Genomic DNA, 18,360 nt, shown 5'->3' with positions numbered 1-18,360 from the left:
GCGCACCCTCCGCATGAGCACGACCAGCACCAGAACCCCAACCAGCAATCCGATCAAGGAGCAACGATGAAGTTTCTCAACAGGCGCCGGGTCACCGGCGCAGCCGCCCTCCTCGCGGCGACCGCCCTCCTGTCCGCGTGCGCATCCGGAAGCGGCGACGCTCCCGCGTCCTCGGGCGGATCGAGCGCCGCGGCCGACACGACGCCGGAGAAGACGAGCCTCACGGTCGCCATCAACCCGTCGTCCCAGTTCGCGCCGATGTTCTACGGCATGGACTCCGGCATCTTCAAGGAGCACGGCCTCGACCTGAAGGTCGTTCCCCAGACCGACGTCGCGGCGATCGTGTCCGGCATCGCGAGCGGCACCTACGACTTCGGCTTCGCCACGGTCGTGCACGTGCTCACCGCGAACGCGAACGGCATCCCGATCCGGACGGTCAGCACCATCGAGGGCCAGATCAAGCCGGACGACGAGGGCACGGTCACGATCGCTTCGCCGAACTCGGGCATCGAGGACTACGGCGACCTCAAGGGCAAGAAGCTCGCGACGGTCGGCCTGTCCTCGATGAACACCCTCACCACGTGGGCGCTCGCCGACGAGGCGGGCATCGACCCCAAGTCGATCGAGCTCGTGCAGCTCCCCTTCGGCCAGATGGCCGCGGCGCTGCAGAGCGGCGACGTGGACGCCGCGGTGATGCAGTGGCCGTTCGCGAAGGACGCGCTGGACGCCGGCGGCGTCGTGCTGGGCTACAACAACCAGGTCATGTTCAAGAACACCGCGACGACGTTCATGAACACGTCGCAGCCCTTCATCGACGCGAACCCGAACACCGTGCAGGCGTTCTCGGACGCGATGATCGAGTCCATCGACGCGGCCAACGAGGACCCGGACGCGGCGCGCGAATCGCTCGTCCCCGGCCTGGGCCTCACCGAGGAGCAGGCGAAGGTCGCCAAGTGGAACATCGGCGGCGTGCCGTACGTGAACCTCGACTCGTTCAAGACGGCCCAGGGCTTCCTGGCGAAGTTCAGCGACGACGCCTCCGTCAAGTCCGCGGTCAAGGGCCTCGATGTGAAGACGCTCGTCTGGCCGGGCGCGCTCGAAGCGAAGTGACGAACGCCTCCGACGGCCGTCTCGATCGAGGCGTCTGATTTCCAGTGAACTGCGCACAGCGCGAAGGAGCACGATGAGCACGCCGGCGAGGGGTTGGATCAACTGGATCCTCCCTTCGCTGACCGTGCTCGTCGTGCTCCTGTTCTGGCAGCTCGTGACGGCCACCGGCGTCGTCAGCACCCTCCAGTTCCCGACGATGACGGACTCGGTGGCCGCCCTCTGGGCCGACCTGACCTCCGCGAAGATCTGGCCGGCGATCGGCGCGACCATGCTCGGCTGGCTGATCGGGATGGTCATCACGATCGTTCTCGGCCTGGTCGTCGGCACCGCCCTGGCCTTCAACGAGTTCGCCCGTCGGAGCGCCGCCCCGGTCATCGAGCTGTTCAAGGCGATCCCGGCGATCGCCGTCCTCCCCTCGTCATCCTCGTGATGGGGTCGACGCTGCCGATGAAGGTGTTCCTGATCGTCTTCGCGGCCTTCTGGCCGTTCGTGATCCAGGTGATCTACGGCGTGCAGTCGATGGACCAGGTCGTCCTCGACACGTCGAAGGCGCTCGGCGTGCGCGGCGTGCGTCGGTTCTTCACCGTGACCATCCCGAGTGCGTCGCCCTACCTCGTCACCGGGATGCGGATCGCGTCGGCGCAGGCGCTCATCCTGTCGGTCGTGGCGGAGATCGTGGGCGGCGCCGAGGGCATCGGCCGCAACATCCTGCTCGCGGAGAACGCCGGCACGAGCTCCTTCCCCACCATGTACGCCTACATCCTCGTGGCGGGCCTGCTCGGCATCCTGCTCACCGGGGCCTTCTTCCTCCTGGAGCGCCGTCTGATGCACTGGCACGAATCGCAGCGGAACATCCGCGCGTCGGGTGGGGCGGTGCGCGCATGAGCCGCCTGACGACCGCGAGCGTGCCGACGGTGCGCCGTTCGGCCCGCCCCGGCGTGCCGCTCCGGCGGATCGGCCGCGTGCTGACCGGGCTGTGGCTGCCGGTGCTCCTCCTCGTGCTCTGGTGGGTCCTCAGCGCTCGCAGCACGTCGCCGTTCTTCCCGCCCCTGTCCGACATCCTCGGCGAGACCTGGAACCAGTGGGTCGTGTTCGGGGCGTGGCAGAACGCGGTGTCGAGCCTCCGCAACCTGCTGCTCGGCTACGTGCTCGGCGCGGCCATCGGCATCGTCGGCGGGTCCCTGCTGTGGCGGCTCCGGCTCCTCCGCACCGCCGCGAACCCGCTCATCTACTTCCTGTACGTGCTCCCGGCTCCGGCGCTGCTGCCCGCGATGATCGCGATCTTCGGCATCGGGGATCTGCGGCAGATCGCGCTCATCTCCTTCGGCGCCATCTGGCCGACGCTGCTCAACACCCTGGACGGCATGCGCGGAATCGACACGGTGAAGTTCGACACCGCGCGGGCACTCCGCCTGAGCAGCTGGCGCAGCTACTTCACGCTCGTGCTCCCGGGTGCCGGCCCGCAGATCGCCGCCGGTCTCCGCGCCAGCCTCACCGTCGGGATCATCCTCATGGTGATCAGCGAGATGGTCGCCGCCCGCTCGGGGATCGGCTACTTCATCCTCCAGTCGCAGGCCGAGTTCGCGATCAAGAAGATGTGGACGGGGATCATCGTCCTCGCCCTGATCGGCACCCTGCTCAACTACCTGTTCGTCTTCGTCGAGCGACTCGTGCTGCGGTGGTACTACCGCTCCCGTGCCCTCGGCGGATCGTAGAAGGAAGCCATGTCCATTCCCGTGACCACCCAGACCGTCCTCGCCGTCGAGGACCTCCGGAAGATCTACAACGAGGGCACCGACGCGGCCAACATGGCCATCGACAGCGTGTCCTTCAGCGTCGAGAAGGGCGAGTTCGTCTGCATCGTCGGCCCGAGCGGCGCCGGCAAGACGACGCTGCTGCGCTGCATCTCGGGCCTCGCGGCCCCGAGCTCGGGGTCGGTGACGTTCGAGGGGAAGCGACTGACCGACGTCCCGGCCCAGCTGGGCCTAGTGTTCCAGGACTACAGCCGCTCCCTCTACCCCTGGTACACCAACGGGCGGAACGTCGCCCTGCCGCTCGCCGCCCGCGGTGTGCCGAAGGGCGAGCGCGCGGCGCGCGTCGCCGAGGTGCTCGGCAACGTCGGCCTCGGCCACGTCGAGAAGAAGTACCCGTGGGAGCTCTCCGGCGGCATGCAGCAGCGGGTCGCCATCGCGCGGGCGCTGTCCTACCGGCCCGAGCTGCTGCTCATGGACGAGCCCTTCGCCTCCGTGGACGCGCAGACCCGGTTCGACCTCGAGGACCTCATCCTCAAGGTCCGCACCGAGCTCGGCATCACGGTCGTCCTCGTGACGCACGACATCGACGAGGCCATCTACCTGAGCGACAGGATCGTGGTGCTGTCGAAGAACCCGAGCGTCGTCAAGGAGGTCGTCCCGGTCTCCCTCGGCGAGAGCCGCGACCAGGTGGAGACTCGCTCCAGCCCGGAGTTCCTCGAGCTGCGCAACCACCTGCTGTCGCTCGTGATGCCCCACGCCTGACCCACACCCCGCACGAAGGAAGAGAACGATGACGTTGACGATGCCGGACACGCTCGAGTCGCTGCAGCTCGGCCAGGTGATCGACGGTGTGGAGCGGCCAGGCGACCGCGTCCTCGAGGTGCGCAACCCGGGGCGGCGCAGCGAGATCGTCGGCACCGTCGTCGACGGCACCCTGGAGGACGTCGAGGCGGCGGTCGCCGCAGCCGTCGCCGCCGCTCGCGGGTGGGCTGCGACCACGCCGGAGGAGCGCATCGCGCTCTTCGCGAGGATCGCCGACGAGATCGACGCCGCCGCCGAGGACCTGGCCACGCTCGTCGCGCGCGAGAACGGCAGCGTCCGCAGCATCATCCGGCGCGAGCTGATCGGCGCCTCCCACGCCTTCCGCGACATCGAGGGGTACCTCGCCGAGAAGCTGGCGCCGCGCGACTACCCCTCGGGCACGCCGGGCTCCTTCGTCCGGGTGGAGCGAAAGCCGTTCGGCGTGGTCGCGTGCATCGTGCCGTGGAACGCGCCGCTCATCCTCACCGCGAACAAGATCGCCCCCGCGCTCGCCGCCGGCAACGCGATCGTGCTCAAGCCCTCGCCGTTCGCGCCGCTCGGCGTGACGCTGATCGGGCGCATCGCCGCGTCCATCCTGCCCGCGGGTGTCGTGAACATCGTCAACGGCGGCGGCGAGGTCGGCGGCGCGATCACGAGCCACCCCGAGGTCCGCAAGATCTCGTTCACCGGCGGAGGCGAGACGGCCCGGCACATCATGCGCGCCGCGGCGGAGCAGCTGAAGGGCGTCCACTTCGAGCTCGGCGGCAACGACCCCGCGATCGTCCTGGACGACGCGGATCTCGAGGTCACCGTCGACCGCATCGTCGATTCCGCCTTCCGCCGCTCCGGCCAGGTGTGCTTCGCCGTCAAGCGGATCTACGTGCCGCAGGCGCAGGCGGAGGAGTTCCGCCGCCTGCTGGTCGAGCGCGTCGACCGCATCGCGGTCGGCGACCCGCTGGACGAGCGCGCCACCATGGGGCCGGTCAACAACGAGGGCCAGCTGACGAAGGTGCAGGGCCTGCTCGAGCGCACCCAGGCCGCGGGCCGGGATGTCCGCGTGCTCGGCACCAAGCTCAGCCCTGAGCAGTGGGAGGAGGGCCTCTTCTCCCTGCCCGCTGTCGTGCTCGACGCGCAGCAGGACGACGAGATCGTGCGCGAGGAGCAGTTCGGCCCGATCCTTCCCGTCATCGCCTACGAGACCGAGGAGGAGGCCATCGCGCTCGCGAACGACACCGAGTACGGGCTCTGCTCGTCGGTGTGGTCCCGCTCCCCGAGCACGCCCTCGCGGTCGCGTCGCGCATCGAGGCCGGCATGACGATCGTCAACAGCCACCTCTTCACCCCGACCGGCCAGAAGGAGATCCCGTTCGGCGGCTGGAAGCAGAGCGGCATCGGGTGGGAGGCGTCGCCCTACGGGATCGACGAGTACCTCCAGTTCCACAGCGTCGACGTGCAGACCTTCCCGGACGCGAGCTAGGGGTGGCGGAGTCCGCGTCGGCGGCCGCGCTGCTCATCGAGACGCTGCGGGATGCGGGCGTCGAGTACCTGTTCGCCAACTTCGGCAGCGACCATCCCGCAATCATCGAGGCCCTCGCCGCCGACCGGGAGCGCGGGATCGACTCGCCCACCGTGATCCTGTGCCCGCACGAGTACACGGCGCTGAGCGCCGCGCACGGCTACGCCGCCGTCACGGGACGCCCGCAGGCGGTGTTCATCCACACGGACGTGGGCACCGCCAACCTGGGCGGCGCGGTGCACAACGCCGCGCGGGCGCGGGTGCCCGTGTTCATCTTCGCGGGGCTCACGCCCTACACGCTCGAGGGTGAGCTGCCCGGAACCCGCAACACCCACATCAACCACCTGCAGGACGCCCCCGACCAGCACGCGCTCGTCCGCCAGTACGTGAAGTGGAGCTACGACATCCGGACCGGGCGCAATGTGCCGCAGCTCGTGCTGCGCGGCCTCCAGCTCGCGACGAGCGCACCCGCTGGCCCCGTCTACCTCACCGGCGCGCGCGAGGTGCTCGCCGAGGTGGTGCCTCGCCCGGAGACCGCGACGGCCCAGTGGTCTGCGGTGGCCCCGATCGCCGCGCCCGAAGAGCTCGTGGACGAGCTCATCGCCGATCTGCAGCGCGCCGAGCGCCCCGTGCTGGTGACCACGTACCTCGGCCGCAACCAGTCCTCGGTGCCGAAGCTGGTCGAGGTCGCGGAGCGCCTCGGGATCGCCGTGGTCGAGTACAACGCCGAGGTCCTGAGCTTCCCCTACGACCACCCGCTGCACGCCGGCGACGACCCGCACCCTCCTGGCCGACGCCGACCTCCTGCTGGCGATCGACACGGATGCGCCGTGGCTCGCCGGTTCGGGACGCCCGCGCGCCGACGCGAAGGTCTACGTCATCAACGAGGACCCGCTGCAGGAGGGCCTGCCCCTCTGGTACCTGCCCGCCGACCACTTCGTCCGCGCGGACAGCGGTGTGCTGCTCGACCAGCTCCTCCGGCGACTCGGCGCGTCCCCGACCGACGAGGGCAAGGTCGCCGAGCGGTCGCGCGCCGCCGAGGAGCGTGGCTCGCAGCTGCGGGCGACCTGGCGGAGCGCGGTCGAGCAGGACGTCGCGGCGGAGCGGCTCACGCCCGCCAGCGTCTCGGCGGTCCTCGCCGGCCTCCTCGACGACGACGCGATCGTGCTCAACGAGGCCATCTCCGAGGCGCCGACCGTGTGGAAGCACCTGCCGCGCCAGCACCCCGGGACCGTCTTCGGCAACCGCGGCACCTCGCTGGGCTGGTCGGGCGGCGGAGCGCTGGGCGTGAAGCTCGCGAGCCCCGACCGGACCGTGGTCAGCATCGTCGGCGACGGCACGTTCTTCTTCAGCGTCCCCTCGTCCAGCTACTGGGTCGCGGACCGCTACGACATCCCCCTCCTCACCGTCGTGCTCGACAACGGCGGCTGGAACGCGACGAAGCGCAACCTCAAGCGCCAGCACGCGGGAGGAACTGCGGACCGCACCGACCGGTACTTCGTGAACCTGCAGCAGAGCGCGGACTTCCCGGGAATCGCCGCGGCGGCGGGCGGCAGCTGGGGCGCCACCGTCACGAGCTTCGGGGAGCTCGAGGACGCGCTGCGCACCGGCCTCGCCGAGGTGGCAGCGGGGCGGCCGGCGGTCGTCTCCGTCCGGCTCGATCCGATCACCGGCCAGCCGGAAGACGAGCGCTAGCCGTGTCCGAGGACATCGGCCTCCGATCCCAGCGCGGACCCGCGCTGCTGGCGATGCTGGTGGCCACCTTCCTGATCGGCATGTCGGCGTGGGTCATCTCCACCGCCATCCCCACCATCGCCCGGGACATCGGCGGGTTCTCCGACTTCCCCTGGCTCTTCACCGTCTATCTGCTGACGATGACGGTGACGATGCCGGTGGTCTCGCGGCTCGCCGACATCGTGGGGCGGAAGCGCCTCCTGCTGATCGGCGTGACCGTCTTCGTGATCGGGTCGGTGCTCTGCGGCCTCGCGTGGAGCATGCCCTCGCTGATCGCCTTCCGGGTCGTGCAGGCCCTCGGCGGCGGCTCGATCCAGTCGCTGGCGCTCACCGTGATCGGCGACACCTACCGCGGCGCGGAGCGCGCACGAGTGCAGGGCCACATTGCGGTCACCCTGGCGGCCTCCTCGGTCATCGGACCGGCGGTCGGCGGGCTCTTCGCGCTGCTCGACGCCTGGCGCTGGGTGTTCCTCATCAACCTGCCGCTCGGCATCCTCACCCTGTGGCTGATCGCCCGGAACGTCCACGAGCAGTTCGAGCGCCGCCCGCACCGGATCGACTACCTCGGCGCGGTGCTCATCACCGGCGCGCTCACCCTGCTGGTGCTCGGCCTCCTCGAGGGCGGGGAGGCGTGGGGCTGGGGATCGCCCACCAGCGTCGCCATCTTCGTCGTCGGAGCCCTGCTCCTGGTCGCGTTCGTGATCCAGGAGAGGCGCGCCAGCGAGCCGATCATCCCGCTCGCCCTGTTCCGGCGGCGGCTCGTCGTGGTGATGGCGGTGCTCGGCCTGATGATGGGCGGCATCATGGTCGGCCTCACGGCCTTCGCGCCGACCTACCTGCAGGTGGCCGCCGGCGCCTCGCCGATCTGGGCCGGCGTCGCCGTGGCCGCCATGGCGATCGGGCAGCCGGTCACGTCGGCAGCGGCCGGGTGGCTCGCCCTCCGCTGGGGACTCCTGCCCACGACGGCTGCGGGCGCCGTCCTTGCTCTCCTGGGCGGCGCGGGGCTCGCGGTCTTCGTGGCCCTCCCGTCCCCGTGGATCGTCGCCGCGTGCGCCGCTCTCATCGGGGCCGGGTTCGGCCTGACCACCGTGCCGGGCCTGGTGGCGGTGCAGGAGAGCGTCGCCTGGCAGCAGCGCGGCATGGTAACCGGGCTGGTCTCCTTCTTCCGCACGCTGGGGCAAGTCGTCGGCGTCGCTGCGCTCGGCGCGGTCGCGAAGGCGGTCCTCGAGCAGGGGCAGGGCGGACAGGATCCGCAGACCGTGCAGGCGGCGAGCGGCGCCGTGTTCATCGTGGTGGCCGCATTCGCGGTGGTCCACCTGGCGGCCGCCCTGTGGATGCCGCGCACCCACCTCAGCGGGAGGTCGAAGCCGCCGGTGGCGGAGGCCGTCGAGGTGGCACTAGGTGCTCCCAAAACCGCCGAATAGCAGCAACAACTGCCACCTCGAGCACCGGGTCAACCGGGTTGGGGAATAGGAAAAGCGCACCGCCCGATGGGCGATGCGCTTTTCCTATTCGTGACCCCAGCGGGATTTGAACCCGCGTTACCGCCGTGAGAGGGCGACGTCCTAGGCCGCTAAACGATGGGGCCGTTCCGGCGCGGGCTGGCCGCGCGCCTCATCGAGTATAGGTGACGGGACGGGCGGGCACCAATCGGGTCAGAGCAGCAGGGGCAGCGCACCGGGGACCACCTCGAAGGTGAGCGGCAGGTCCCCCAGCCTCTCCCCGTCGCCGTATGCGGCGATCGGCCCCGCAGCGTCCACCGTGATCCGCCGCACCCGCTCGATGCGCACGACGGAGAGTCCGACGTGGCGGCCGCTGAACACCCGCGGGAACAGCGCCAGGAAGCGGAGGCGCCCGATCGGCGACACCAGGAGCACATCCAGCTCGCCGTCGTCGAGGAGGGCGCCCGGAGTGATGTGCATGCCGCCGCCGATGTACCGGTTGTTGGCGACGGAGAGCAGCACGCCGCGCTCGGACCGCCGCTCGCCGTCGACCTCGATGGTGTACTCGAGGGGACGGAGGGCGAGCAGCTCCCGCAGGATGGCGACCGTGTACCTGCTGCCGCCGCGCGGGAAGCGCATGAGGTTCGCCCGCTCGTTCACGAGCGCGTCGAACCCCGCCGACACGGCGCCGGCCACCCACAGCGGGGCGATCGACGGACCGGTCACGCGGATGGCGTCGATGCGCCGGGCCGGACGATCGAGCGCGGCGAGGAGGGCGTCCACGGCGCGTTCCGGATCGCCCCTGGGCAGGCCCAGCCCGCGCGCGACATCGTTGCCGGTGCCGGCGGCGATGATGCCGAGCGGCAGCGTCCCACCCGCCGTGTGCTGCGCACCGAAGTGCACCATCCCGTCGCCTCCCACGACGACGAGGGCGTCCGGCCTGTCGGCGGCGAGCGCGGCGGCGGTCGCCTCGTGGAGCTGCGCCATCGACGGCCGCGTGAGCTCGGTCACGTCATGCCCGGCGGCCCGCAGGCGCTCGAGGACGAGAGGGCCGACGGCGCGGTTCTTGCCGAAGGACGCCGACGGGTTCACGGCGACGAGGAGGCGACGGCGGTCCTGCATCCCGCCCATTCTGTCGGGCGCGGAACGATTCGCGGGCGAAACCGCCGTGGCGCGGGTGTCGTAACAGGGGCGGGATGGCGGTTTCACCCGCGCGCGCCCACTGCCCTCGGGCGCAAGGGGTCCCGCGATGATTTGCACCGCGGCGTGGCGCGGGTGTTGGCTCGCTCCATGAAGGTCACGAAGCTCGAGCACGCCGCCCTCCTCCTCGAGCAGTCGGGACACACCCTGATCGTCGATCCGGGCTCCCTCACGACCCCCGTGACCGAGCCGGGCAACGCCGTGGCGATCGTGATCACGCACGAGCACCCCGACCACTGGACGCCGGAGCAGCTCAACCGCATCCTCAACAAGGCGCCCGGCACGGGCATCTACGGACCGGCCGGGGTCGCCCGAGCGGCGGAGGGCTTCGACGTCACCGTGGTCGCGGAGGGCAATCGGGTCGAGGTCGGGCCGTTCACGCTCACCTTCTACGGCACCACGCATGCGGTCATCCACGAGACCGTTCCGGCGCCCGACAACGTCGGCATCCTCGTCAACGGCGGCTTCTTCTATCCGGGCGACGCGCTCACCGTGCCGGACGTGCACGTCGAGACGCTCGCCCTGCCCTCTGCAGCGCCGTGGCTCAAGCTGGGCGAGGCCATCGACTACCTCACCGAGGTCAAGCCGGATCGGGTCTTCCCCGTGCACGACATGGTGCTCTCGGCGGCCGGCAAGGTCGTCTACAACACCCGGTTGCAGGCCGCCGCGGAGGCCGTGGGCGCCCAGTTCTTCGCTCTGGACCCCGGGCAGTCGATCGACGTCTGACCCGGGGAGCCCCTCCGGTACCTGGCCGAATCACGGAGAAATCGCGTTCTCCCGCCCCATCCAGTGCGATCTGCGGCTGGCGGCCGCCGAATCCGTGATTCGGTCAGCTTCACGACGGTCCCCGGCTCAGACGGGGAACATCGCCGCCACATAGGGCGTCGCCGGCGCGTCCCGCAGCTGCGCCGCCGTGCCCTCTTGCACCGCAACCCCGCGCTCGACGACCACGATGCGGTCGGAGAGCCGCTCCGCGTCCACCGGATCGTGGGTGACGAGGACGGTGCAGCCGTCGTTCCCGCGAAGGCGCTCCCCCAGGACGGCGCGAACGCTGTCCCGCACCTCGACGTCGAGCGCGGCCAGGGGCTCATCGAGCAGGAGGAGACGCGGTCGGGGTGCGAGCGCCCGCGCGAGGGCGACCCGCTGGGCCTGGCCACCGGAGATCTCCCTCGGTCGCGCGGAGGCGAGCTCGCCGATCCCGAGTCGCGCGAGCTCCGCGGCCGCGGTCGCGGACGCCTCCCCGCGCCGGACGCCCCGCGCCCGCAGTCCGAAGGCGACGTTCTCCCCCGCCGTGAGGTGCGGGAACAGGAGCGCGTCCTGCAGCACCCAGCCCACGGACCGGCGTGAGGGGTCCACGGTGCGTCCGGCATCCGCCAGCACGAGGTCGTCGAGCCGCACCGAGCCGGCGGTCAGCGGCACCGCGCCGGCGAGTGCCGCGAGCGCGGTGCTCTTCCCCGCCCCGTTCGGCCCGAGGAGGGCGACCACCTCGCCGGGCGCGACCGTGAGGTCGAGGTCGAGCCGGAAGGCGCCGCGCTCGACGACGAGCCGGGCGACCAGGCCGCTCACGCGATCCCCCGCAGCCAGCGCTCGCGCAGGCTCACGAGGACGGCCAGGGCGACCACGAGCAGCAGCAGGGCGAGCACGATCGCGGCGTCCGGATCGGTCTGCAGCCCGAGGTAGGCCGCCACCGGGAGGGTGCGCGTCACGCCGGGGAGGCTGCCGGCGAACGTGATCGTGGCGCCGAACTCGCCCAGCGCCCGGGCGAAGCAGAGGACCGCGCCGGACACGATGCCCGGCGCGACGAGCGGAAGGGTGACCCGCCGGAAGGCGTACCACCGGGAGGCGCCGAGGCTCGCCGCCACCATCGCGTAGCGGGCATCCGATCCACGCAGGGCGCCCTCGACCGCGAGGACGAGGAACGGCAGCGACACGAACGTCTGGGCGATCACGACGGCGGGGGTGCTGAACGGGATCGCGATGCCGAGCGCGCCGAGCGGAGCGCCGAGCAGCCCGCGGCGTCCGACCAGAAGCAGGAGGGCGATGCCGCCCACCACGGGCGGCAGGACGAGGGGCACGGTCACCACGGCCCGCAGTGCGCGGCGGAGCGGGGTCGGCCAGGGGTCCGCGCCCGCGAGCACCGCGGCGAGAGGGATGCCGAGGAGCAGGCACAGCAGCGTGGAGAGCAGGGCGGTGCCGACGGAGAGGCCGAGCGCCTGGAGGGAGCCGGGGGCGAGGAGCAGGCCGCCCAGGTCACCCCAGGGCACCCTCAGGACCAGGGCCAGGAGCGGCAGCACGAGCAGGGCGATGGCGATGCCGGCGGGGACCCACAGCGCCGCGGGCATCCTCCGCAGGTCAGGGCGCACCGAAGCCGGCCTCGGCGAGCACCGAGCGCCCCTCCCCCGCACGTAGTCGGCGAAGGCGCGGGCCTCGGCGGGGTGCGCCGACTCGGCGAGCACGCCGATCGGGTAGTCGGTTCCGGCCCCCGCGGCCTCGGGGAACTCGATGCCCTCGACCTTGCCCGCCGCCGCGCGCACGTCGGTCCGGTAGACGAGCCCGGCATCGGCCTCCCCGAGCTCCACCTTGGTGAGGACCGCGGTGACGTCCTGCTCCAGGGTGTCCGGCGCCGGTGTCAGGCCCGCCGCCGCGAACGCCGTGGCGGCGGCCGCGCCGCAGGGCACGGCCGCGTCGCAGAGCGCGATCGCGAGCTCCGGCCTGCTGAGATCGGCGAGCCCGGCGACTCTGCCGGGATTCCCCGGCGGCACCGCGATCTCGAGCGTGTTCGTGGCGAAGACGGCCGCGCTTCCTCGAGCAGCCCGGCATCCGCGACGGTCTTCATGGTCGCCTCACTCGCGGCGGCGAAGACGTCGGCCGGGGCCCCCTGAACGAGCTGTGCGGCGAGGCCCGAACTGCCGCCCGCCTGCACCACGACGGTCACGCCGGGATGGGCGGCCTCGAAGCCGGGAATCAGCGCGGCGAAGGCGTCGGCCAGGGATGCCGCGGCGAACACGGTGAGCGAGATGCCACCCTCTGGCGCCTCGGCCCCGTTCCCGGCGGCCGGTGTCGCGGCACAGCCCGCGAGGAGCGCGGCCGGCAGCAGCGCGAGCACGACCGCCCGCGCCGCGCGCCGCCTCACCGTCGTGCCGGCGGCGCGGGGTCGGCGTCGACCACCACGGTCGTGGCCTTCATGCTCGCGGTCGCGATCCGGCCGGGCTCGAGCTCGAGCTCCTCGGCCGCCTCCCGGCTCATGAGGGAGACGATGCGGAACGGACCGGCCTGGAGCTCGACCTGAGCCATCACGCCGTCCTTCTCGACACGCGTCACGATGCCGGGGATGCGGTTGCGCGCCGAGCTGCCCGAGCGGGGGCGGGCAGCGGCAAGCGGCGACTCCTCGGCGATCTCCCGAGCCAGGGCCGCGAGCTCGGCACCGTCCACGGTCAGCCGCCGGCCCTCGGCGCGCAGCTCGATGCGCCCGGTCTCGCCCCAGCGGCGGAGCGTGTCATCGCTCACTCCCAGCAGCGCCGCCGCTTCGCTCACTCGCACCCGTGGAACGGTCATGGAGGCTCCTTTCGCCGCATCTGCGCCTGTGAGAACAGCGTAGAGGGGCGAATGCGGCTTGCGGGTACGGATGGCAGAATTCGGGGATGACCAGCGTCCCCGATGCCCTGCGCTTCGTCCGGCAGACGACCCTCCCCGGCTTCGGCGCTGCCGGCCAGCAGCGGCTGAGCGAGGCGCGCGTCCTCGTCATCGGGGCGGGCGGCCTGGGCAGTGCGGTGCTGCCCATTCTCGCCGCAGCCGGCGTGGGCGGCATCGGCGTTGTCGACGACGACCTCGTGGAAGCCACGAACCTGCACCGCCAGACCCTGCACACGGCCGCCGACATCGGCCGCCTGAAGGTGGACTCCGCGAACGACCGCCTCGTCCCGCTCGCGACCGGGACGGTCACTCTGCACCCGGTCCGCCTGACGGAGGGCAACGCGCCGACTCTGGCCCGCGCCTACGACCTCATCCTCGACGGCAGCGACAACTTCGAGACGCGCTACCTCGCGAACGACACCGCCCGCTCGCTCGGCATCCCGCTCGTGTGGGGGGCCGTCTCCCAGTACGGCGGCCAGGTCGGTGTGGTGCTCGCCGCGGAGGGCCCGGACTACCGCGACCTCTTCCCCGTGCCGCCCGACCCGGACTCGATCCTCACGTGCGCGGACGGCGGCGTCCTGCCCTCCGTCTGCGGCGTCGTGGGCGCCCTCATGGCGACGGAGGCGCTCAAGCTGCTCAGCGGACTCGGTGAGCCCCTCTCCGGGCGGGTCACCAGCTACGACGCGCTCACCGGACGGTTCCGCGAGGTCGGATTCGGCCCGGATCCGGATCGCGTGCCCGCCTCCGCTGCTCCCACCTCTGAGCCCGTCAGCTCGGCGACGCCGGCCGGCAGCGCCGCTGACGAGCCCGACGCCATCAGCGCGCGGGAGCTCGACGCGCTGCTTGACGAGGGCGACCCGGTCCAGCTCGTCGACGTGCGAGAGCCGTGGGAGGCGTCCATCGTCGCGCTGCCCGGCTCGCGTCTGCTCCCGCTGCGCTCGCTGGACCAGACGCTCGGCGACCTGGATCCGGACGTGCCGGTCGTCGCCTACTGTCACCATGGCGTCCGATCGGAGCGCGCCCTGCAGGTCCTGCGCTCGGCGGGGCTCAAGGTGCGGCACCTCGAGGGCGGCATCGACGCGTGGAGCCGGACGGTCGACCCCACACTCCCCCGGTACTGACGTGGGCCGGCGCACCGTCGAGGAGCACGCCAGCGCGGTGGCGGCCCTGCTCGCCCTGGCGCCCGAGCCCGAGTCGGTTCCGCTCGCGGCGGCGCTCGGGCGGGCGTGCGCCGAGGACGTCCGCTCGCCGGTCGATCTGCCGCTGTTCCGCAACTCGCAGATGGACGGATACGCGATCCGCTCGTCCGACCTCGGCGACCTCCCCGTGCGCCTGCCGGTCCTCGGGGTGATCCCCGCGGGAGCGACCGAGCCGGCGCCGCTCGAGCACGGCGCCGCGATCCGGATCATGACGGGGGCGCCCGTGCCGGCGGGCGCGGATGCGGTGGTTCCGGTCGAGGACACCGCGCTCGACGGCGATGCCGTCACCATCCGGCGCGTCCGCTCCGCCGGCGAGTTCGTCCGCGAGCGCGGCAGCGACGTCGGCGCCGGCGACCTCCTCGTGGCGGCAGGCACGGTGCTGGCGGCCCGTCACCTCGCCGCCCTCGCAGCCGCCGGGGTCGCCGAGGTCCGCGTCCCGCGTCGCGTGCGCGTGGCCGTGCTCACCACGGGGGCCGAGCTGATCGAGCCGGGCGAGACGCCGCGCGCGGGACAGGTGTTCGACGCGAACCGGGTCGCGCTGCTGGCCGGCTGTCAGGAGGCGGGCGCCGAGGTCGTGCTGGCGGAGAAGGTGTCCGACGACCCTGCGGAGTTCGAGCGCGTGCTCCTCGGGGCTGCGGACGCCGCGGACGTCGTCCTCACTTCGGGCGGCATCTCCCGGGGCGACTTCGAGGTCGTCCGCCAGGTGGTCGAGCCCCGCGGCGCCTGGGTCGGCGAGATCGCCATGCAGCCCGGCGGTCCGCAGGCCACCGCGGAGATCGAGGGCACTCCCGTCGTCTGCTTCCCCGGCAACCCGGTGAGCACGCAGGTGTCCTTCGCCGTCTTCGTGCGACCGCTGCTCCGCGCCGCCGCTGGCCTGGCGCCCGTGGCGGCACTCCCGGCCGTCCTCACCGAACCGGTGGAGCCGCCCGCCGGCAAGCGGCAGTTCCGGCGCGGACGCCTGGACGAGAATGGACATGTGCACCTCGTCGCCGGACCCGGCTCCCACCTCGTCGCCTCCATGGCGGCGGCCGACGTCCTCGTCGAGGTCGCGGGGCCGCGAGCGGCCGGCGACACCGTGGCGGTGATCCCGCTGTGAGCGAGCTCACCCACGTCGACTCCGACGGCCGCGCGCGCATGGTCGACGTCGGCGGCAAGGCGGAGACGGCCCGCAGCGCGACCGCCGAAGGCCGCTTCGAGACGACCGCCGAGGTGATATCCCTCGTCCGCGCCGACGGCCTGCCCAAAGCGGACGTGCTCCCGACCGCGCGCATCGCCGCCATCCAGGGGGCCAAGCGCACCGCGGAGCTCATCCCGCTCTGCCATCCGCTCCCCCTCACCTCGGTCACCGTCGACTTCGCATTCGAGGACGCGGCGATCCTCGTCACCGCCACCGCAGGGACCACGGGCAAGACGGGCGTCGAGATGGAGGCGCTCACCGCGGTCGCGATCGCGGGGCTCACGCTGCACGACATGGTCAAGGCGGTGGATCCCGAGGCGACGATGACGGGCCTCCGGCTCCTCGCGAAGTCCGGCGGCAAGCGCGGGAACTGGCGGCGGTCGGACGCAGGGGATCCCGGCACGGCGGATGCCGTGGGAACGCCGCTGCGGCGGAACGTGGGCGCCGTGCTCGTCGCCTCGACGCGGGCCGCCGCCGGGACCCGCGATGACTCCACCGGGCCGCTGCTCGAGGCCTTCCTCCGCGAGCTCGGGCTCGACGTCGACCGCGTCCGAGTCGTCGCGGACGCCGACATGGCTGCCGCCCTGCGCGAGGTCGTCGCGACGCGTCCCGCCGTCGTCCTGACGACAGGTGGCACCGGCTCCAGCCCCACCGACGCGACTCCCGAGGCGACCCGCGCGGTCCTCGACCGCGAGCTGCCGGGCGTCGCCGAGGCTCTCCGGGCGCGCGGACTGCGCGCGACGCCGACGGCCGCGCTCAGCCGGGGCCACGCCGGAACCGCGAACGGGACCGTCGTCGTCAACCTGCCCGGGTCGCCCGGCGGCGTGAAGGACGGCATCGAGGTGCTGCGCGAGCTCCTCCCTCATCTCCTCGATCAGGTCGCCGGCGGCGACCACCCGCTGTCCACCGGCGGCGAGTTCGTGCCGGCCGAAGCGGAGCACGCGTCATGACGGTCGCGCTCGCCCGGGTGTCGGACGCCCCGCTCCTCGCTCAGGAGGCGGAGGACGCCGTGCTGTCGATCGCCGACGGCGCGCTCGTCACCTTCCGCGGCGTCGTGCGCGACGCCGACGAGGGTCGCGGCGTGCTCGCCCTCGACTACTCCGCGCATCCTGAGGCCGAGCGCTTCCTCCGCGAGAGCTGCGAGCGGATCGCCGCGGAGACCGGCCTGACCGTCGCCGCGCTGCACAGGGTCGGGAACCTGCGGATCGGCGATGTCGCGCTCGTCGCGGCCGTGGCGGCCCCGCACCGGGCGGAGGCGTTCGCCGCCTGCGGGCGCCTCGTCGACGACATCAAGACGTCGGTCCCCATCTGGAAGCGCCAGCACTACGAGGACGGCGTCTCCGACTGGGTCGGCCTCTAGGGCACCACGTCCATCCCTCAACAGGCAGAAATCCGCTCAACAGGTCGAAAGGGCGCCCTAGGACCTGTTGTCGGCAGAGATGCCTGTTGAGGGATAGCGCGGGGTGCGCTCAGCCGCCGGCGAAGGGCGGGAGCACGTCGACCTGGCGACCCAGGGGCCGCTGCGGGTCGCGGACCACGACGCCGTCGACGAGGAACGACCCGTTCTTGAGGACGCGCGTCATGCCGCCGCCGTAGCGGGCGACCAGCTGCTCCTGCAGGGTTCCCACCGTCGCGGGGTGCACGGTGACGGTCTCCTCCTCGAGGCCGGCGACATCCGCGGCCGCCGCGAAGTAGCGCACGAGGACGTCAGCCACCGATCGCCCCCATCGAGCGGAGGGGGCGGATGAAGGACGCGTCGTCGATGCCGTGGCCGGCCTTCTTGCCCCACATGGCGATCCGCCAGCGGTCGGCGATGGCCTCGTCGTGCGAGCCGTCGCGAAGGAGGGAGCGGAGGTCCGTCTCGTCGTCGCCGAACAGGCACGAGCGCACCGACCCCTCGGCCGTGATGCGCGTGCGGTCGCAGTCGCCGCAGAACGATCGGGTGACGGACGCGATGATGCCGACCGTCGCGGGTCCGCCGTCGACCAGCCACTCCTCGGCGGGCGCCGACGGATCCTCGCGGCCGGCGGGAGTGAGGGTGAACCGGCGCCCGAGGACCTCGAGCAGCTCCACTGCGTCCACCATCGAGTCGCGGCGCCAGGCGGCATCCGCGTCGAGGGGCATCTGCTCGATGAAGCGCAGCCGCACGTGGTTCTCGATCGCCCAGGCGAGCAGGTCGGGAGCGTCGGCGAGGGTGTCCCGCATCAGGACGGCGTTGATCTTCACCGGGTCGAGCCCGGCCGCGCGGGCCCCCGCCACACCGGCGAGCACCGCGGGGAGCCGGTCGCGCCGGGTCAGGGTCTTGAAGTGCTCGCGGTCGAGGGTGTCGAGCGACACGTTGACGCGGTCGAGGCCCGCCTCGACGAGCGCCGCGGCCTTCTTGTCGAGGCCGATCCCGTTCGTGGTGAGCGACAGGCGGACGCCCGGAGCGGCCTGGGCGGACAGCCGCACGATCTCGACGAGGTCGGCCCGTACGAGCGGCTCGCCTCCGGTGAAGCGGACCTCCTCGACGCCGAGCATCGTGCCGGCGATGCCGACGAGGCGGCCGACCTCCTCGGCCGTCAGCACCTGGTTGCGCGGGATCGACGGGAGGCCCTCGGCCGGCATGCAGTAGGTGCAGCGGAGGGAGCACTTCTCGGTGAGCGACACCCGCAGGTCGCGCGCCACGCGGCCGAACCGGTCCACGAGCCCCGGCACATCCGGCCGGCCCTCGGCGGACGCCAGCGAGCTGCGGCGGAGGGGCAGCCCGAGCGCGACGGCGGTCATGTGTCCAGCCTACGCGGGCGGCGCGGCAT

General features: G+C 72.3%; 18 protein-coding genes, 1 tRNA gene and 3 pseudogenes. 14 read left to right on the top strand and 8 right to left on the bottom strand.

The features are described 5' to 3' along the window. Positions 1-66: 66 nt before the first annotated feature. From QUE51_RS10490 to QUE51_RS10445, 9 genes and pseudogenes are all read left to right on the top strand, one after another. Positions 67-1,110 (top strand): ABC transporter substrate-binding protein, encoded by a 1,044-nt coding sequence (locus QUE51_RS10490; protein ID WP_286276359.1) that lies wholly within the window; start codon positions 67-69, stop codon positions 1,108-1,110. A 73-nt stretch (positions 1,111-1,183) separates the two neighbouring features. Then, entirely contained in the window at positions 1,184-1,540 is a 357-nt protein-coding gene (locus tag QUE51_RS10485; RefSeq protein ID WP_286276358.1) for an ABC transporter permease, read from the top strand. Positions 1,541-1,557: 17 nt separating this feature from the next. Further along, positions 1,558-1,995, top strand: a complete 438-nt coding sequence (locus QUE51_RS10480) for an ABC transporter permease (protein ID WP_286276356.1) — start codon at positions 1,558-1,560, stop codon at positions 1,993-1,995. Beyond that, on the top strand, positions 1,992-2,825 hold the full coding sequence (locus QUE51_RS10475; protein ID WP_286276355.1) for an ABC transporter permease: 834 nt from the start codon (positions 1,992-1,994) through the stop codon (positions 2,823-2,825). The genes QUE51_RS10480 and QUE51_RS10475 overlap by 4 nt, the downstream gene beginning before the upstream one ends. A 9-nt stretch (positions 2,826-2,834) precedes the next feature. Then, the gene (locus QUE51_RS10470; RefSeq protein ID WP_286276354.1) at positions 2,835-3,626 is read left to right on the top strand and encodes an ABC transporter ATP-binding protein; all 792 of its coding nucleotides are present in this window, start codon (positions 2,835-2,837) and stop codon (positions 3,624-3,626) included. A gap of 28 nt (positions 3,627-3,654) precedes the next feature. Further along, a pseudogene (locus QUE51_RS10465) lies at positions 3,655-5,141 on the top strand (aldehyde dehydrogenase family protein). After that, a pseudogene (locus QUE51_RS18130) lies at positions 5,060-5,491 on the top strand (thiamine pyrophosphate-binding protein); the annotation flags it as partial. The pseudogenes QUE51_RS10465 and QUE51_RS18130, both read left to right, overlap by 82 nt. Positions 5,492-6,137: 646 nt before the next feature. Beyond that, positions 6,138-6,875 carry a thiamine pyrophosphate-dependent enzyme gene (locus tag QUE51_RS10450; RefSeq protein ID WP_286276350.1) on the top strand — a complete coding sequence of 246 codons (738 nt, stop codon included), beginning with the start codon at positions 6,138-6,140 and terminating at the stop codon, positions 6,873-6,875. A 2-nt stretch (positions 6,876-6,877) separates the two neighbouring features. Then, complete coding sequence (locus QUE51_RS10445) at positions 6,878-8,338, top strand: MFS transporter (RefSeq protein WP_286276349.1); 1,461 nt, start codon at positions 6,878-6,880, stop codon at positions 8,336-8,338. 91 nt (positions 8,339-8,429) lie between these two features. On the opposite strand, the gene QUE51_RS10440 is transcribed toward QUE51_RS10445, so the two are convergent. Continuing rightward, positions 8,430-8,502: transfer RNA gene (locus tag QUE51_RS10440), tRNA-Glu, on the bottom strand. Positions 8,503-8,569: 67 nt separating this feature from the next. Beyond that, positions 8,570-9,478 carry a diacylglycerol/lipid kinase family protein gene (locus QUE51_RS10435; protein WP_286276348.1) on the bottom strand — a complete coding sequence of 303 codons (909 nt, stop codon included), beginning with the start codon at positions 9,476-9,478 and terminating at the stop codon, positions 8,570-8,572. Positions 9,479-9,646: 168 nt separating this feature from the next. Here QUE51_RS10435 and QUE51_RS10430 point away from each other — a divergent pair, with 168 nt between their 5' ends. Next, positions 9,647-10,282 carry an MBL fold metallo-hydrolase gene (locus tag QUE51_RS10430; protein WP_286276347.1) on the top strand — a complete coding sequence of 212 codons (636 nt, stop codon included), beginning with the start codon at positions 9,647-9,649 and terminating at the stop codon, positions 10,280-10,282. Between the two features lie 126 nt (positions 10,283-10,408). Here QUE51_RS10430 and QUE51_RS10425 read toward each other — a convergent pair whose 3' ends face one another. From QUE51_RS10425 to QUE51_RS10410, 4 genes and pseudogenes are all read right to left on the bottom strand, one after another. Then, positions 10,409-11,122: an ABC transporter ATP-binding protein gene (locus tag QUE51_RS10425; protein ID WP_286276346.1), complete on the bottom strand. Its 714-nt coding sequence runs from the start codon at positions 11,120-11,122 to the stop codon at positions 10,409-10,411. Next, the gene (locus QUE51_RS10420) at positions 11,119-12,318 is read right to left on the bottom strand and encodes an ABC transporter permease (RefSeq protein WP_350226641.1); all 1,200 of its coding nucleotides are present in this window, start codon (positions 12,316-12,318) and stop codon (positions 11,119-11,121) included. The genes QUE51_RS10425 and QUE51_RS10420 overlap by 4 nt, the downstream gene beginning before the upstream one ends. A 98-nt stretch (positions 12,319-12,416) precedes the next feature. Next, positions 12,417-12,563 (bottom strand): annotated as a pseudogene (locus tag QUE51_RS18125) (extracellular solute-binding protein); the annotation flags it as partial. A gap of 122 nt (positions 12,564-12,685) precedes the next feature. Then, positions 12,686-13,111, bottom strand: coding sequence for a TOBE domain-containing protein (locus tag QUE51_RS10410; RefSeq protein WP_286276344.1), 426 nt, complete (start codon positions 13,109-13,111; stop codon positions 12,686-12,688). A gap of 86 nt (positions 13,112-13,197) precedes the next feature. Between QUE51_RS10410 and QUE51_RS10405 the strand changes: the two genes are divergently transcribed. Genes QUE51_RS10405 through QUE51_RS10390 form a run of 4 tightly spaced genes read left to right on the top strand, consistent with a single transcriptional unit; the run spans position 13,198 to position 16,925 of the window. After that, a complete protein-coding gene (locus QUE51_RS10405) occupies positions 13,198-14,310 on the top strand; it encodes a ThiF family adenylyltransferase (protein WP_286276343.1) in 1,113 nt (370 codons plus the stop codon). 1 nt (position 14,311) lies between these two features. After that, positions 14,312-15,484, top strand: coding sequence for a molybdopterin molybdotransferase MoeA (locus QUE51_RS10400; protein WP_286276342.1), 1,173 nt, complete (start codon positions 14,312-14,314; stop codon positions 15,482-15,484). Further along, on the top strand, positions 15,481-16,515 hold the full coding sequence (gene moaCB / locus QUE51_RS10395) for a bifunctional molybdenum cofactor biosynthesis protein MoaC/MoaB (RefSeq protein WP_286276341.1): 1,035 nt from the start codon (positions 15,481-15,483) through the stop codon (positions 16,513-16,515). Before QUE51_RS10400 ends, moaCB begins: the two co-directional genes overlap by 4 nt. Next, positions 16,512-16,925 carry a molybdenum cofactor biosynthesis protein MoaE gene (locus QUE51_RS10390; protein ID WP_286276340.1) on the top strand — a complete coding sequence of 138 codons (414 nt, stop codon included), beginning with the start codon at positions 16,512-16,514 and terminating at the stop codon, positions 16,923-16,925. Before moaCB ends, QUE51_RS10390 begins: the two co-directional genes overlap by 4 nt. Positions 16,926-17,034: 109 nt before the next feature. On the opposite strand, the gene QUE51_RS10385 is transcribed toward QUE51_RS10390, so the two are convergent. Both QUE51_RS10385 and moaA read right to left on the bottom strand, forming a co-directional pair. Then, positions 17,035-17,280 (bottom strand): MoaD/ThiS family protein, encoded by a 246-nt coding sequence (locus tag QUE51_RS10385; protein ID WP_286276339.1) that lies wholly within the window; start codon positions 17,278-17,280, stop codon positions 17,035-17,037. After that, positions 17,273-18,331 (bottom strand): GTP 3',8-cyclase MoaA, encoded by a 1,059-nt coding sequence (gene moaA, locus QUE51_RS10380; protein WP_286276338.1) that lies wholly within the window; start codon positions 18,329-18,331, stop codon positions 17,273-17,275. Before moaA ends, QUE51_RS10385 begins: the two co-directional genes overlap by 8 nt. Positions 18,332-18,360 lie beyond the last annotated feature (29 nt).

The sequence above is a fragment of the Naasia aerilata genome, assembly GCF_030296595.1.
GTDB classification, from domain to species: domain Bacteria; phylum Actinomycetota; class Actinomycetes; order Actinomycetales; family Microbacteriaceae; genus Naasia; species Naasia aerilata.
Note: the sequence above shows the minus strand (reverse complement) of the source record. Positions and strands in the feature narration are given on the sequence as shown.